Below are 16,500 nucleotides of genomic sequence, written 5' to 3' on the forward strand. Positions count from 1 at the left end.
ATATCACCTAATTTAGCAATTATCATTTAGAACCATCCTCTCTCTATTTTCTTTCAATTTATAATTATCTCTCAATAAAATCAATTTAATTCATTTTATATCTTTTCAATTATTATTTGCATTTAAAATAATATTAACTCGTAAGAAAAAAACAATTTCTTAAACTATAAAAGTTTAAAGTAAATATATGAAAGGCTTTCTTTTATTAAATTATTTTTATCTAAGCAAATCTTTTGGAGAATTTTCTTCACATTGACTTACCCAATTAGCTACTCTATCTAAAGCCTCTTGTACTTCTTGATGATTCCAATTTTCACTCTTTGCTCTTTCCCAAATTGATATCATATACTCACCTATATTAATAGGATAATCAATAAAATCTTGTTTAAAATTTTTAAATAAATAAGGATCTCCACTTTTATCACATTCTCCACCAATAGCTATATTAGAAATTTCCCATCCATCTTGTGTACGTTTAACTGTATAATTATCATTGTGCCCCCATCTTTCTGTATGAACCTTAAATGTAAATTCATCCCCTATAGTTTGATCATGAGACATATTTTATCATCCTTTCTATTTGAAAGCCTTTCATATAAATACATCTAAATTAAATACTCTTCTAGTGAAAACCAACCATTAAATACTTCTAATTTAAATAATAACATATATTATGACTTTCTAACAAATAATAAACTTTGCTTGCCATTTCGTCTAACGTCCCTAGTATTCACGACGTCTAGTATAAAGCTGAAAAGCCTGGGCTAAATCACCCAGACTTTCATAAGTTATTGTAACCTAGTCCATGCTCCCTAGTTAGATGTCGCTAATACTATGTTATCAGAAGTTCTATAGATACATGCTTATTTTTTTTCTTCAGAAGCTGCAATTAAAATCTCAAAAATCACTTTGTTTTTTTCAAAATTTAGATTTTCTAAAATATCTAAAGCAGTCTGTCCTTTATTATCTTTAGCATTAACATTTGCTCCGTTTTCTATTAACATCTTTACTACATACTTATTTCTTTTATTTACTGCTTTCATTAAAGCAGTTTGCCCGTTATTATCTTTAGCATTAACATTTGCTCCTCCTTTTATTAATACCTTTACTATTTCTGAATTATTTTCCCCTATTGCTTTCATTAAAGCAGTTCGGCCATCATCAGTTCTAACATTAACATCTGCTCCTTCTTCTATTAATATCTCTACTACTTCTGGACGTTCCTTATCTATTGATTTGAACAAGGCTGTTTTACTTTTTAAACCATTTTTTATCAACATTTTTGCTATTTTTTTCTCACGCTTTACTATTCTTGAGTCTCTTTCCAGTACTGCAAAATCTAAAGCGGTCCTCCCTTTATTATCCCTAGCATTAGCATTAGCTTCATTTGCTAATAAAATTTTTATTGATTTTATATTTCTAGCAGCTGCTGCATACATTAAAGCAGTTTTTCCTTTATCAGATTTCACATTCACATTAGCTCCTTTTTTTATTAATAATTTAACTGCTTCGGGATTCATAACTGCCATCATTAAAGCAGTTCTTCCCATATTATCTTTAGCAGTAACATCTGCTCCTTCTTCTATTAATTTATTTATCATATCTACATCCCCATTTTTTGCTGCATACATTAAAGCAGTTACTCCTTTATAAACTTCTTTTCTGAGAGTACCTTTCTTTTCCTTAGTCTTATAATTAACGTTAGCCCCTTTTTTTATCAATTTATTTACCATACCTAAATCCCCATTTTTTGCCGCATACATTAGAGCAGTTCTGCCAAAGGTATCATCTACAGCATTTACATTAAAATTATCACTGTTTTTTAATAATATTTTAGCCTTTTTTGAGTTTTTGTTTTTTATTGCTATTATTATATTTTTATCATCAAAGTTTGCACCATTCTTTAATAACAATTTTACTACTTGCGGTTTTTCAGCAAAATCTAAAGCAGTAATATCATTTTTAGTCGTCCAGTTCACTTTAGTCCCTGCTTTTATCAATAATTTTCCAATTTTTGAATGTCCTTTATGAAGTGCTAGGATTAAAGGAGTCACTTGAATATTATAGTATTCAGAAGTTTTATTAATATTGACACCTGATTTAATTAGTTCTTTTACTTTTGTTACATTATTTTGTTTAACTGCTTTAAATAATTCACTTTCTTCTGCTTTAATTCCAAAGGAGAAACTTAAAACCAAAATAGCAATTATTCCAATTGTTAATAGCTTTTTTTTATTAGTCATTTTTATCCCTCCAAATAATTACTTAACAGGTTCATTAATAACACTAAATTTTAAAATATTCTTAGTCTTCAATTTTTTAATAGCAAATACACAATGCTATAACTAATTTAATTAAATACTAAATCAACTCTCCAATCAATTAACTAATAAAATAAATTTTAAATCACCTCCTGTTGTGTTATTATTTTAATAGAAAACGTTACTTCTGGATAAAAATTAGGTGTTTCACCTTAATTTTCATTCTCCTTTATGATATAATTTTCCTAGCGAGGTGGAGTGCCTCTGCGACTCCTATCCAGGAGTAACGCTCTAACATTGAGGACTCCACCTCGTTTTTAGTTTTTGAAAAAGTTGATTATAGGAGTGGGTTAGTCTTTTCACCTCCTTGCGGCTTCAGAATTATCTGAAGTAACGCTCTATACGAGACTGACACCCACTCCTTTCAATCATCAGAGGCGGTCAATAGGACGCTGCGAACCAACGCTTTTACAACAGGACTCGCCTGATGATTATTAATAAATCACTTAACTAAGAGTTGATTCAAATGAATTATCAAGATCATCTCTTCGTTGGTGTTGATACACATAAGAATCAACATACTGCTGTGGTTATTAACTGTTTTCACAAGAAATTAGAAACTGTTGAAACTCCCAACAATCCTAGTGATTTTAAAGACTTCGTTAGCAAACTTCAAAACATTACTCCTAACCAGGAAACTTTACTCTTTGGTTTAGAGGATACTCAAGGTCTTGGACGATCTTTAGCCCAATGGCTAGTCAACAAAGGCTATCAAGTTAAAGAAGTTAACCCCGCTTTAACTAAACGAGAAAGAAAACATAGTCCCAACCCTGATAAATCAGACGCAATCGATGCTGAAGCTATTGCTAATGTCTTACTATCCAATTGGGATAATTTACCGCAAGTTCGTAAAGACGCTAACTTTAAAGCCATCAAAGAGCTAAATAATTACCTTCAAAGCCTCATCAAACAACGTACTCAACTTAAAAACCAATTACATGATCTTATACATCAGCAATTCCCTAATTACAAAGAATTCTTCAGTAATCCTTTTAGCGGCAAAACTGCTTTAGCTTACTGGGAAAAGTTCCCTCATCCAGCTCAACTTAAATACTACGGTGAAAAAAATTGCAGAATTTTTTAGAAAATCAAGCCAAAAATATCTCTAACGATAAAGCTAAAACTATTCTTGAGTTAGTAGATAAAAATCAAATGACAGATGTCTCCAGTAAAACTAGAAGTGCTCTAATCCCTCAACTTATCAATCAACAAATTGAAACTGTCAAAAAACAACTAGCTGAAAAAATTGATGATAACCCATATAAGCTTACTACTATGCCTGGCATTGGTTATACTTTAGCAGCTCAATTCATCGCTGAAATTGGCTATATAGAACGTTTCAATTCAGCTAATCAATTAGCCAGATATGCTGGACTAGCTCCTGCTGAACATAGTTCAGGCAAATCCAGGCAAACTTCACGAAAAAAGTATGGTTGTCGGGATTTAAACCAAGCTTTTTATATGCTAGCTATACAACAAATTGGGATCACTAGAAATGGAAAACCTAAAAACCTAGCTGCCTATCAATATTATCAAAAGAAACTTAATGAAGGAAAATCTCGCAAATCAGCTTTAGTCTGTTTGCAAAGACGTTTAGTTGATATTATATATGCTATGATGCGAGATAAATCGGCTTATGAGCTCCCTAATCAAGCTAGCTAAATAGTTGTTCATTGTTTGTTTTGACTAATAACCTATTTTAAAATTTTGTAATTGTTCTTTAGGGGATTACTAACTAAAAATAATTTCTATTTTTTAACTTGTAAAACTTTTACTTTACATAGGACGTCTTAAATTACTAATATAATAAATAGAATTTCTGATAACGCCCCGCAGATTCACGACGTCGCCGATAATACTCTTAACTTTCTAACTAAAACTAAAATCTTATGTGAGTCATCCCACACTTCATTTATGCTCTTAGACTGGGATGTTGTTAATCTGCTGTTATCAGAAGTTCTGCGTTGGTTTTGAACTTATTAATACACTTCAAATTTCACACAGCCTTCATTGGATTGTCTTTAATTCAGCTAATAATTTAGGCTATAACTGAGCAACTTTTCAACTGCTTATTAGCAGCTATAATATATGGCGGAAATCCTTCTGCTGAAGCTCGTTCATTTCGACAATTTCTAATTGTTTCAAATAATTTTTCCTCTGCTTTGCTTAAATTGAATTCTTTTTCTTCAACTGGTTTATCAATTTTTTCTAGTGGTTGATACTTGATTGCAAATGTCCAGTAAGGTTTATCGGCTGTAAAAAATTCGGATTTAATTGCAACCACTTCTTTGTTGAGAATAAAATTTTCTATTAGTTCACTATCAAATACGCTTAATTCTTTATCAAAAGGAATTGTTAATATCTTTATTTCCATTTTTTATTACTCTTTTTAAAAATTAGTTATCGGGGGATCATATCCCCCGAACCCCTTTTTTATTTCTTGAATCTAATTTAAATATCTAATCCACAAAAATCATTTCCGCTTAGGAGACGGAGGGTTAGCTTACGCTCCCCCCCGTCTCCTAGCTTCAATATTATAGTCTAATACTATTTTCTAACTTATATGCCTAAAACAATAACTCAAAGTCAAATTCGTTCCAAACCCCAAATCCTACTTTGTCTTGGTAAGACGAAAACCGAGAAAGATGGTGCCGTCGGACGGGGCATTGTAGTTAGAAGCACCTATATAACAATCGTCGCTTAATGCGAAACTGCCGTTTTGAGTAACACGATCAGAACCAGTAACAGAATAGATATTGTTAGTCCACTCGGCCACGTTTCCTGACATGTCATATATACCTAGCTCATTAGGCTGTTTCTGTCCTACTGGATGAATCTTCTCATCTGAATTCTCATCATGCCAAGCTACATCATCAATATTATCACTACCTGCATAAGTTGTATTGTCTCCATTAGCTCCTCCGTGAGCTGCATACTCCCATTCTGTTTTCGTTGGTAGTCTATATCCTTCTAAGTTTTGAGGTTTATCTTTTAGTTTCCAGTTATCTAAATCATAAGCTGGAGTTAATCCTTCCTGTTCACTTAGCCAATTACAATAAGCTAAGGCTCCATACCAAGTTACCTCCATTACTGGTGTATTTTCTTCATTTGCATACATATGACCTTCGAATGTAAAAAGACCGATATCATAATAAGTTACCGCACTCGTATTCTCATCTATGTCTATCATTTTTTTCCCTTTATAAAATCCATTTCCTGATACTCCAGCATTATTTAAAAACTCAATGAACTTCGCGTGAGTTACTTCATATTTACTCATTTCTATGTGATAATCTAAAGTTAAACCACCATTATCTGAACTGGTTTTTCCTGCTGGAACATTTACAAAATCAGAGTTAGAAGGAGCACTAAGTTCAGTACTAACATCTACCTTTTTCACTATACTATCACTCTGTAAATTGCCAGCACTATCCTCTACAGCAAAGAAAACATCATAACTTGTCCCCAAATCAAGACCAGAAATGGTAATTTCTTTTGCTGTTTCTGCTGCTATTGAAGTACCATTCCCGGCTGATTTCACTTCACTTGCTGCTGGTCTTGTTGCTCCATCTAACATAACTTTATAATAAATTGTTCCTCCTTCATCTACTTTAGCACTAATCCCTAAACTATTTGTATCCGCTGCTGTTGTTATATTTGGTTCCGTCTGCCAACTCGGAGCTTTACTGTCTGTAAATACTGCCACCAACTGTAAATCGTTAGTCATAGTTACTTTTAAGGGGTTATCCGTATTACCGTCATAACCACTACCTTCCCAGTAGGCAAAACTATATTTTCCTTTTCCGCTAGGAGCCAAAGTTACCTCTGTTCCTTCTTCGTACTTATCTTTTTGCGGGTCAACTATTACTTCTCCTCGCTCTTCTCTTTCAGGTCCTACTGTTAAATCATATTTCGTTGAACTACTATCATCCCCTGAACAGCCTGCCATACCCAACGATAAAATCACAACTAAACTTAATATTGCTAACTTCTTTATCTGCATTTAAATGCCTCCTCAATTTTAAATATGTTATTTTTTAGCATAATGCAATAAACACCGAACATAAAATTAACATAGCTTTTTACTTTAAAATACCTTCAAAATATAATTCTCAATTAAAAACTTTTCCTCTAATCACCTCCCTAAACTACTGATATAACAAGCACTAAGCAGGATTTCTGATAACGTCCCTGGGATTCGCGACGTCTCGCTCTTGCTCCTCTATTTCTGCTCATCCTCCTAAATTTCATAAGTCAGTGCTGCAACCCTGCCTCTCCCTCTTACCTAGATGTCGCTAATCGCATGTTATATGATGGAGCGACCCGGTAACCATAAAGATAAAATTCTGCTATTGCTATTATCTTAGCTAAAAGCTATTTTATACGCATCACAAAGAAGTTCTATCCCTAGCCCAAAACTATTTTCCATAGGGAAAGGGGGCGAAACTTATATCTTCCTAATAAGTGAATCTTTTCTCTCAATTATGTAATTCTTGCTAATATGTATAAACCCTTCATAAAATAATCCAATTTTCAAAAAGAGAAAAATGGGTTTTCAACTTTCACATTCAAAATGAAACTAAGGAGTTAGCTAATAAAATATTACCATGCTATTCCAAGGGTTTATCATCTCTCACAATGCTCATTACTAACAAATTAAAAAGCTGTCTATTTAGCCTAACTCCTGTCTAACTCAGCACTGGTTTTCCTAACGAAAAGACCAGCCTAACACTTCCTAATCAAGGATAAAGAAAGGTTTTCTTCTGCCCCCTTTCCCTTTTCCAACTTTCTCTGCAAGCTAGAAGTTGACTACATCAATCTAGCCATGCTATACCATAAGAGGTTTAATTACTCTTGACCTAATTATTTTTGCTTAAAACTTTAAAAGTAGTCATACTTCTAGCCTAAGAATAATCCAAATAAACAAACTTGCACAATTATAAAGAGGTTAGGAAATGTTACGAAAATATTGCTGAAGCTTTTTTTGAAATCAAATCTTTTTCTTTATGTTTTAACAAAAGACTTTGAAAACTAATTTATTCTTCTTTTAAAAAGCAACTAAAAAAGCTCTATTAAATTCTCTAACTTGCTACTAAAATCCTAAACCTATATAAAAACAACTATTTCCTAACCTTCTCTCGGAAATAGTTATCTCTTACTGGTTCAATTCTATACCAAAAAATTAATATATTAGTTCTGTCATATAACGTCCCTGGGCTTCGCGACGTCTTGCTCAAGCTTCCTATAACTTGTCTATCCTCTAAAACTTACATATGTAATTCCTAAGCTTGCTTAACCTCTCAGCCTAGATGTCGCTAAGCCCATGTTAGGCGAAGTAATTTATACTCAATAATTGCCATTAAAAGGTCTATAATCTCTCATTATTTCTTGTCTTAACTCTTTCCTATGCATCAAAGCTTGAGTTACCCCATCAAAAAAACAAATTAACTCTTTTAAACATAAAGATAAATTTTTAACATCTATTTCTTCAGAACTATCAAAATACTTTTGAATATTAAAATCAATTGGATACCTGAATTTATCAGATCTAACATCCTTTTGATGAAACTCTTCAATATATTTTTCAACATATTTTAAAGTCTTATCTTCTTCATCATGAGGAACATCCTTAATATCATCTTTGATAAGATTCCATAATCCAATTAAACTATGCTTTTTCCTATTTAAACCCTTCTTTATTTCTGCTATTTCCAAACTTGAATAATTAATTAATATGTTTTTTAATAATAATTCAAGTAAATTTCTATACAAAAAACAAATTGGGAAAATTATTTTATTATTAAAATCTTTATTTTCAGATTCTAAAGCCCTATCAACTAAAATATTTGCACATTCTTTATAACCTTTAATATATGTGTGATAGTGATATTCTGCATCATAATTCCAACCAATATGTGAAAATTCGTAATAGCTTCCTCCTTCTACAAAAACTAAAGGTTCCCTACTTATAACTTCATTTAAATCATTAAAAAAGTTATCATTTATAAAATTCTCAAAAAATTCAAACAAGCAATTCATATTTTCAGCTATATTCCTCAAATTATAGCGTTTTTCCTCTTTAAAAAATAATTCTAAATCTTTGGTATTTGGATATCGAAAGACATCTGAATGTTTATCAAAACCAGCAATATTTTCTATATTTATATAAACCCACTCCAATAGTCTTTCATTTTTGTTATATCTTTGCTCTAAATCACTTGAAATTTCGTCCCAAATTGATAACAACTCATGCCTAGTATCATGCAAAAATGTCTCTCGTTTTTCACTATCTTCATTTTTATCAAAAAATATAGCTTTCATTATAAGTTCAATAGATTGCCTATAAAGATATACAATTTGGAAAAAATATGTGTCTAATTTACTAATCTTTTCGGTTTTAATTACATATCTTATTAACAAATCTGCTGACAGCTTATATCCTCTACTATATTTCAAAAAATCATCTTTTATATCTCCAGAACTAAACATTCTAGCTAAATTATTTTCGTTTGTAGGTTTTATGAAAATTTCTCCATCTTTTCGTGGCCAATTCATAAACATAAACCTCCATTAAATTATTTCGCCTAACGTCCCTAGGGTTCGCGACGTCTAGCTCAATCCTCCTATAACTTGTCCATTCTCTAAAACTTCCATATGTAATTCCTAACTTTGCTTAACCTCCTAGCCTAGATGTCGCTAACCCTATGTTAGGCGACGTACACGCCATAATAATTACTATTATTCACAATCTAATAATTCTTTAATTTCATATGGCGTTATTTTTTCATTAATATAACTTTTCCTTAATTTCTTCTTAAATTCATCTTCATCTTTAGATTTTATCTTTTTTAATCTATCAAATTCTTCTTGATTTATATACCTACTTTCCATTCTGGTTTCAACTCCATCTTCTCTTTCTTCTTTAAATTGATCTTTACAATTTATCAAATCTATCATTTTATTTAAAAATTCTACTATTACATTAAGATTAGACTTTAATTCCTCAAATTCTAAATTATCAATTGTATTACTTTTCAATGTATTAATTCGTTTAATAATCATTTTTAATTCATCTATTACTTTATTTTTATATCCTTCATTAATTTTTTCATTATTAATCATAAAATAATCCATTGTATTTATATATCCTCTTCTAGATAAAGCCCCAATAAATTTTTTTAAAAATTTTGCAAAACAATCTTCTGAATTTAAATTCCCCTCTATATCTAGTTTGTTAATACGATTTAATACATAAATGTATTCTTTATTTGTCTTTAAATTACAATAATTTATTGTTTGTAAAACCTCCTTACTAATTACTTCAATACCTTTAGCTTTGAAATAAAATTTGATCAGATTTATTTGATCATCAAAAGATACATTTGCAACTCGAAACGATTTAAATAATTCAATAAATGAAGGAACTTTTAGTTTAAAAATTGTTTTATTGTCTTTAATAGAATCTGTATGGAATAAATCATCCTTAAACTCTCTATAAGCCTTTTCTTGCTTCTCTTCTGACTGATTTAAAACATCCTTAACAAATTTATTTCCAACATATTCATAATCAGTATATTTTGATTTGCCATTTGCCAGCAAATTCCAAATTAATCTGTCTTTTTTCTCATTACTATTTCTAGCTTTTAATAAATCAACTCCCTCTTCTTTAATTAATTTTAATCTTTTTTCTTCATTATTTTCAGTTTTAATTTGATTACCAATTTGATAATTATAATTAAATAGTTTCAAAATAGAATATTTTCTCGCATTTTGTTCATCATTAAATATTTCTTCTATAGAATCTTCATCGAATTCATTAGAATTATATAAATCAATTAATTCTGTAATAGTATAAAGTTCTGAATCAACTTCAAATTTAAAAGTTTCTAATAATCCTTCTTCAATATTTAATTTCTCATATTCCGTTGATATAAAATGTTTTAAAAAGAAGAAACTAATTACTGTTTCTTTATAATCCTTATATCCTTCCTGATCTATTATATTATATAATTCATCTAAGAAATTTTTCACTCTTCTGATACTAACATTAGTAATAGTGAAATGTACTACTTTATTTATGCCAAATACTCTCTGCAAAGTATTATTTCTATTTTTTTGAACATAATCTTTTAAAAATTCAAAATCATCTATCATTAATACATCCTCATCAAAATTATTTTCTCGAAATACCAATTGGACTATTTCAAAAAAGTTTATATTTGTTAAATTCATTTTAAATTGTATATACTTTTCTAAATATGCATTGCTAAAACCTTTCTCTTTTAATTTTTGCTCATGGTATTGATATATTATCTTTATATTTTCATTAGATAATTTTTCTGATAATGAAAATATTTTTTTTATCATATTTTTATCTGAAATTCTATCTATATCTTCGTAAATTATTACAATTTTTTTATCTATTTTATTCAATTCAGCTTGAAACTCTTTTATTGTTTGGGAAAAAGAATAATTATTAACGAAAATCAAATTCTTCACCTTTGAAATTATTCCTTCATTAGCTAAAAGCTGTTTAAGTTTATTTGAATACATTGATATTATTTTGTTTCTATCCATAACCTTTTCTATTTCATTTATCAATGTTATTTGAAATTCATCAAAGTTACATGATAAAATATCAATTTCAATAATTTCATAATCTTCTTTAATTCTCTTTTTTAGCTTATTAACTAAAAACGTTTTTCCTGCTCCCCACATAGCATTAACACCTATAATATCAAACATTTTTAAATAACTTGAAAGTCTCTTTAAGTCTTTTTGTCTTTTATAAAATAATTTTTCATTTTTATTTAAATCTTCCTCACTAAACTTATAAATTAAATAACTTCTGATTGATAAAACAGATAAAAGTAATGAACCTGATATCAAAAAAATATTTTCGGCCTCTACTTCGCTGTATATGATTTTATTTATAAATATATAAGATAAAAAATTTCCTAAAGATACTATTATAAACAAATCAAATATTTTCAAGTTTTCAGGCATATTATAATTCCAAAATAATAGAATTAAAAATGCTCCCATAAAAAATGTGTACTGCATTATATTAATTTCAAAATTAAAGAAAAAAATTGATGATAACAATATAGAAATAATTATAACATTAATAAATATTTTTTTATTTTCCATATAACCATCCCTTCATATATTTTATAAAAAATTTTATCTAGTACTAGTATCCAAAAAGAATTAATAAAGTGTATGTCGCCTAACGTCCCTAGGGTTCGCGACGTCTAGCTCAACACTCCTATAACTTGTCCATTCTCTAAAACTTTCATATGTAATCTCTAACTTTGTCTATTCTCCTAGCCTAGATGTCGCTAACCCTATGTTATGTGATGTTTTGCTTTAATATAAAATAAAAAGTCCCTAATTACTTAGGAACTTCATTTAATCAAACAATCTTAACTGATTTTCATCTATTTCTATTTTATCTGGTAGATCTAAAAACATTTTTAATTGTGTAGAATGTAATCCATGTAATTTAGATTTTATAATCCAATTATCTCCATCCCATTTAAAATATTCTGGTTTTTCTTCTTCTAAATTATCTAGTACCGTTAATAGTTTGTTTTTTACTGCTTTTTTAGTTTGACTGCCAATCATACTAGTTATTCCAGGAAAAGGAGATAATATTTCATTTAACATTTCTTCAACCCCAAATTTGTATTTATTACTTAAAATATAGCTAATAATAGTCCTTATAACTTCAATTTTTATTTCTTTTTTATCACTATGCTGATCAAAATTTATAATTTCAGGAACCCTATTAATCGGGATATTAATCTTTTTATCTAATTCCTTATTAATCTCCTCATCTTTAAATGAATAATGTTTTAAATCTAATATTGCATTCTGTTTATCAAAAACTATTACAGGAAATTCATAATTACCTTCTATACTTTTTATTAAATTATTAAAGGCATCAATTTGTTCTTTATTTACAAACGTTTTTTCGTAACAAACATAAGATATATCATGCCCACTAGAAATCAACTTTTTACTAAACCCAGCATTTTTTATTAAATCTTCTTTTGTAATATTATTATAATTTTCTAATTGATCTCTATCAGCATTTTTTCCCGCTTTTGCTTCAAAAATAATTGTACATCCTTTATTATCACATCCAATAATCAAATCTGGCTTTAATTCATCCCCCCTATGATTATTAAATATTTCATCAAATCCTCTTATTCTATATCCTAAATTATACAAAGTTTTAGGGAAACCAGCTCTTGGTAAGCAAAGTCCTGCTATAATATTTATAAGTTCATTTTCATGTCTATATCCAAGATCAGAAAAGGTCATTTTTTTCATCACCACCCCAAATTTTAATCATTGAATCCAAATGTATTTGGATATTACATATTAGTCTTGCAATAGTATTACCACAATTCCCTTTAGGCAAATAAACTGTTATAAAATCTGATGTTACTTCAAAATTTATTTTTTTTCCTTGATTACCATTATGAAGATCAACAGCAAATATCTTATAATAATTATCAGATAATTTTTTTGGATATCCCCAAAGGTTAAATGGCTTTTTTGAAGAGAAAATAGTTTCTACAATATATTTTGCATTTAAATCATTTCTTTCAAATTCAATATTAATTGGTAAACCTTCTAAGCTATTATCACTATAATTTATAGCAAATTCCTTTTCTATATTATTAATCTTCTCTTTGTATTCATCATAAATTTTATTAATTAGCCACAAATGTCTATTAAAGCTTTTTCCTCTAGTAGAAAATTTACCATTATATTTAATATCATCTAAAATTTTATTTTCTCCTTCTCCTGAACTGGAACTCACACTTATTCTGGAAATTCCTGTAGAATAATTAAATTCATCATTATTCTTTAATAAATCAATAAAGTCATTCACTTTCTTTTGAGTACTTCCATTTACGCTAAAATTAATACTTTCAGCTTCGTAATCCTCTTTCCCTTTTTCAGCAATTTCATTATGCTTTAATGAAATCCCCCTCCACATTGAATACTTTTTTGTTTTTTGAAGTAAATTCTTTGTTAGCCAAACTCTGTCTAATGAAGGAAAAGTTCTTAAAAGTTTTCTCATTTTTTCATCTGAAGATTCACTATCAAAAGCAGTATGAATCTGCCAAAATCTTTGATTAGAGACTGCATCTAAAAATAGTTCTACTTCATCTATTTTTAATTTAAAAAAATTCTCTTCATCAGTTTCATAAATATCTAAATCAAAATTATTATTTGTGCTATTATCTACAAAAAATTTATTAATATCATTATGACTGACAACTTTATTCTTACCTACGTGTCCTTCTATTAAATAAGTTTTTATTAAATTTTGACCAAACTTTTGTTTAAGATCTTTTTTACGATCTTCATAAACATTATTCATAATATCAGTAAAAGTAGAAAATAAAATACGCCTATTTTTCGCATTTATTTCCAAAGTCTTCACCTCCTTTTTAATATTAGTATTTACATATATAATCAGTTTATTAATTAAATTGTATATTAGTTATTATATTTACATGTTAACATAAAAAAACTAAAGATTAAATACCACTCTAATTATTCATATGGAATAAAGACATAATTGCAAAAGCAAAATGTCACATAACGTCCCTGGGATTCGCGACGTCATATATTTATTTCATTACTAATTATAAATCTGAATTTCATAAGTCATTGCGGCAACAATAATCTCTAACACTTATGATGTCGCTAACCCTATGTTATCTGATGTTCTAGGTTTATTATTTCTCATTTTAATATTTAAAACGATATCTCCATTAATTCTCAACAAAAATATAATTGTTTTAAACTATTTTTAGTTTTCAAGATCTTTCCAAAGTGGTTCCAAAGTGGTTTCAAAGTGGTTTGAAGTGTTTTGAATTTTACAAGTGTTTTGATTTACCAATGTTTTTTAAGTCTTTTCAAAAGGCTTTTTACGATTTTCCAAAGTGATTTTTAAAAGAATTTAATTTATAATCTTTTTGGTTTTATATAAGTGTTTTATCTTTTTGTATTTTTATCCTAGAATGTCAGATAACGTCCCGGGGATTCGCGATGTCCCCCTGTAACCTAATATATAAAACGCAAGTCATTACTTCTACCGCTAAACTTTTAATTCTGCTTTAATAAGTAAACCTTGGGGATGTTGCTAATCCCCTGTTATGCGATGGAAATGGCGTACGAATTTAATCTATATCTACTTCAAAACTTTCAACTCTCAACTAAACTAAAAAGCTGACAATATATTCAGTTTACTTATTCGCTATTAATCCTCATGACAGCAGAAATTGGATTTCTTTCAGCCAGCCAATGACGACACCACCTTGCTCCCCTTATTGCTCAATATTTTAATCAAAACACTCGATTGTCAAACAACCTCAAGCCAATAAAACTAATTCAAAACTTCTACTAAACAAGAATATATAACTACAAACAATAAAAATTCCTTTAAAGTAAAAATATTCTTATATAGCTATAAAAAAATAGCAGAAGTTATTCACATTCTACTATTAAATTTCACCAAATATAAATCTTTCCCCTTCTCTTCCAATGTTTTTAAAACTGCTTTTATTGGCTGGCTGATACCTGAAGTTTTCAAAAAGCAGATAATTTACACTTACCCTATCTAATCTTCAATAACAATTCAATTTAAGCAGCTGGTTTAATTTCCCCACCAATAAAGCTAGCCATTTCTTTCGCATAACGTTCCTGGGGTTCGCGACGTCCCCAATTAATGCTCCAACTCCTAGTCAAAACTACAATCTAACATAAGTCAGCCTCACTTTCATTTATACTCCCAAGTTGGGATGTCGCTAACCTGCTGTTATCCGATGTAATGACGGCTTTATATTAATTAATAATCCCTTGCTCTTTCCAATAATCAAAATGTCGATGCCAACCTGTTTTATTATTAGGATCACATGCTTTTAATTCTTCTGCAGTCGGTGGTACTGAAACATCTCCAAATTTATCTACAAAAAAACTAATACTAGCACCAGAACCCTCTTTAACCACAAAAGAATCTTCACCCTCATTCCAACCATTCGGTTCTATTTCAAACGTACTTCTTATCCAATCTTCCATTTTTTTAGGAGTAAAATCTTTTTTGAAGTTTTGACCTTCTTCTATTATTCCATCATCAACCCAATTAACAAATAATTTATTCCACATATAGTGACTCTCATTTTCTGGGATATTTTGTTGTAATTCTGTTGCTGAAGGTGGTACATTTAATAAACCATAAATTTTTACAAATTTACGAATAGAAGATTCAGACCAAGATCTTCCTTTTAATTGTAAAAAACCTGGTTCCCCATGTTTTTCTTTACAATTTCTAGCCCATACCTCCATATTATAATACTTATCAATAACATCACTCTTATCTTCTCGTTTAAAAAAATCTAAAGTCTTTTCAATAATATTTCTTGGTTCCTTTATCCATTTTAATTTCCAATAAGCCAAATTATCATTATCAAATTCAATTACTTCTTTTTCACCTATATGTCTAACTTTTATGTATAATTTTTGACTTGTAACATTATTAAATTTATTTATACTATTAATTTTTATTGTTCCTGAAGGAGATTCTTTTATATTCCATTTTGTTTTTATCTTAACTAATTCACTTGGAAGAACTCCTAATTCATTTTTATCTTTTTCAAGTACAGTATTTTCTTTTGGGTTTTTATATCTGGCGTCTATTAATACTTCCATATTATTATTATTCTCTGATTCAAATGTAGCACTTACATCAACAGCCGACCCAAATCCAGTATTTTTAAGTATTATTTCTCCTTCTACACAATACTTGAACTCTGAATCATACACTAAAATAGTATTTATTTCTTCACTTACAATATCCCATGTAGGTGAAATTGAATCATCTCTTTCTTTTCTTGCTAATTTCAACATTTTTATTGAACTCCAAAGTGTAAGAATCGTTAATATTGCTGCAAGCATTTGCATAATACCTGCTATTCCTTGCCAATAATTCTTTTCTAAAATCGAAACTATTTCTTGAAATTGATACATATCAACCACCTCTAATATTAGTCATTATTTCGGATAACGTCCCTGGGCTTCGCGACGTCTCGCTACTGCTCCTATACTTCGCCTATTCTCCTAAATTTCATAAGTCAGTACTACAACCCTGCCCCAT

General features: G+C 29.2%; 11 protein-coding genes. 2 read left to right on the forward strand and 9 right to left on the reverse strand.

Annotated features, from left to right (window positions below; all coding sequences use genetic code 11):
* Positions 1 to 216: 216 nt before the first annotated feature.
* Complete coding sequence (locus tag JOC47_RS16005) at positions 217 to 561, reverse strand: hypothetical protein (protein ID WP_204703129.1); 345 nt, start codon at positions 559 to 561, stop codon at positions 217 to 219.
* Between the two features lie 302 nt (positions 562 to 863).
* Complete coding sequence (locus JOC47_RS16010) at positions 864 to 2,243, reverse strand: ankyrin repeat domain-containing protein (protein ID WP_204703130.1); 1,380 nt, start codon at positions 2,241 to 2,243, stop codon at positions 864 to 866.
* A 544-nt stretch (positions 2,244 to 2,787) separates the two neighbouring features.
* On the opposite strand from JOC47_RS16010, the gene JOC47_RS14700 reads away from it, so the two are divergent.
* Together JOC47_RS14700 and JOC47_RS14705 are read left to right on the forward strand one after the other, a co-directional pair.
* Positions 2,788 to 3,405, forward strand: a complete 618-nt coding sequence (locus tag JOC47_RS14700) for an IS110 family transposase (protein ID WP_204703131.1) — start codon at positions 2,788 to 2,790, stop codon at positions 3,403 to 3,405.
* Positions 3,390 to 3,983: a transposase gene (locus JOC47_RS14705; protein WP_204703133.1), complete on the forward strand. Its 594-nt coding sequence runs from the start codon at positions 3,390 to 3,392 to the stop codon at positions 3,981 to 3,983. Before JOC47_RS14700 ends, JOC47_RS14705 begins: the two co-directional genes overlap by 16 nt.
* Before the next feature lie 376 nt (positions 3,984 to 4,359).
* Here JOC47_RS14705 and JOC47_RS14710 read toward each other — a convergent pair whose 3' ends face one another.
* The 7 genes from JOC47_RS14710 to JOC47_RS15600 all read right to left on the reverse strand — a co-directional run bounded on the left by JOC47_RS14710 (position 4,360) and on the right by JOC47_RS15600 (position 16,253).
* On the reverse strand, positions 4,360 to 4,695 hold the full coding sequence (locus JOC47_RS14710) for a hypothetical protein (protein ID WP_204703134.1): 336 nt from the start codon (positions 4,693 to 4,695) through the stop codon (positions 4,360 to 4,362).
* A gap of 237 nt (positions 4,696 to 4,932) precedes the next feature.
* The gene (locus JOC47_RS14715) at positions 4,933 to 6,324 is read right to left on the reverse strand and encodes a formylglycine-generating enzyme family protein (RefSeq protein ID WP_204703136.1); all 1,392 of its coding nucleotides are present in this window, start codon (positions 6,322 to 6,324) and stop codon (positions 4,933 to 4,935) included.
* A gap of 1,343 nt (positions 6,325 to 7,667) precedes the next feature.
* Positions 7,668 to 8,876, reverse strand: coding sequence for a hypothetical protein (locus tag JOC47_RS14720; RefSeq protein WP_204703138.1), 1,209 nt, complete (start codon positions 8,874 to 8,876; stop codon positions 7,668 to 7,670).
* A gap of 183 nt (positions 8,877 to 9,059) precedes the next feature.
* On the reverse strand, positions 9,060 to 11,471 hold the full coding sequence (locus tag JOC47_RS14725; RefSeq protein WP_204703140.1) for a P-loop NTPase fold protein: 2,412 nt from the start codon (positions 11,469 to 11,471) through the stop codon (positions 9,060 to 9,062).
* Between the two features lie 261 nt (positions 11,472 to 11,732).
* Positions 11,733 to 12,659, reverse strand: a complete 927-nt coding sequence (locus JOC47_RS14730; RefSeq protein WP_500683579.1) for a hypothetical protein — start codon at positions 12,657 to 12,659, stop codon at positions 11,733 to 11,735.
* Positions 12,637 to 13,776, reverse strand: coding sequence for a hypothetical protein (locus tag JOC47_RS14735; RefSeq protein WP_204703144.1), 1,140 nt, complete (start codon positions 13,774 to 13,776; stop codon positions 12,637 to 12,639). Before JOC47_RS14735 ends, JOC47_RS14730 begins: the two co-directional genes overlap by 23 nt.
* 1,415 nt (positions 13,777 to 15,191) lie before the next feature.
* Positions 15,192 to 16,253 (reverse strand): hypothetical protein, encoded by a 1,062-nt coding sequence (locus tag JOC47_RS15600; protein ID WP_239551297.1) that lies wholly within the window; start codon positions 16,251 to 16,253, stop codon positions 15,192 to 15,194.
* Positions 16,254 to 16,500 lie beyond the last annotated feature (247 nt).

It is taken from the genome of Halanaerobacter jeridensis (assembly GCF_016908315.1).
In the GTDB taxonomy this organism is placed as follows: Bacteria; Bacillota; Halanaerobiia; order Halobacteroidales; family Halobacteroidaceae; genus Halanaerobacter; species Halanaerobacter jeridensis.

Coding starts and splice junctions, on each gene's coding strand:
- JOC47_RS14725 (WP_204703140.1), bottom strand. CDS start 11,471: ATGGAAAATAAAAAAATATTTATTAATGTTATAATTATTTCTATATTG.
- JOC47_RS14710 (WP_204703134.1), bottom strand. CDS start 4,695: ATGGAAATAAAGATATTAACAATTCCTTTTGATAAAGAATTAAGCGTA.
- JOC47_RS16010 (WP_204703130.1), bottom strand. CDS start 2,243: ATGACTAATAAAAAAAAGCTATTAACAATTGGAATAATTGCTATTTTG.
- JOC47_RS15600 (WP_239551297.1), bottom strand. CDS start 16,253: ATGTTGAAATTAGCAAGAAAAGAAAGAGATGATTCAATTTCACCTACA.
- JOC47_RS14715 (WP_204703136.1), bottom strand. CDS start 6,324: ATGCAGATAAAGAAGTTAGCAATATTAAGTTTAGTTGTGATTTTATCG.
- JOC47_RS14720 (WP_204703138.1), bottom strand. CDS start 8,876: ATGAATTGGCCACGAAAAGATGGAGAAATTTTCATAAAACCTACAAAC.
- JOC47_RS14700 (WP_204703131.1), top strand. CDS start 2,788: ATGAATTATCAAGATCATCTCTTCGTTGGTGTTGATACACATAAGAAT.
- JOC47_RS14730 (WP_500683579.1), bottom strand. CDS start 12,659: ATGAAAAAAATGACCTTTTCTGATCTTGGATATAGACATGAAAATGAA.
- JOC47_RS16005 (WP_204703129.1), bottom strand. CDS start 561: ATGTCTCATGATCAAACTATAGGGGATGAATTTACATTTAAGGTTCAT.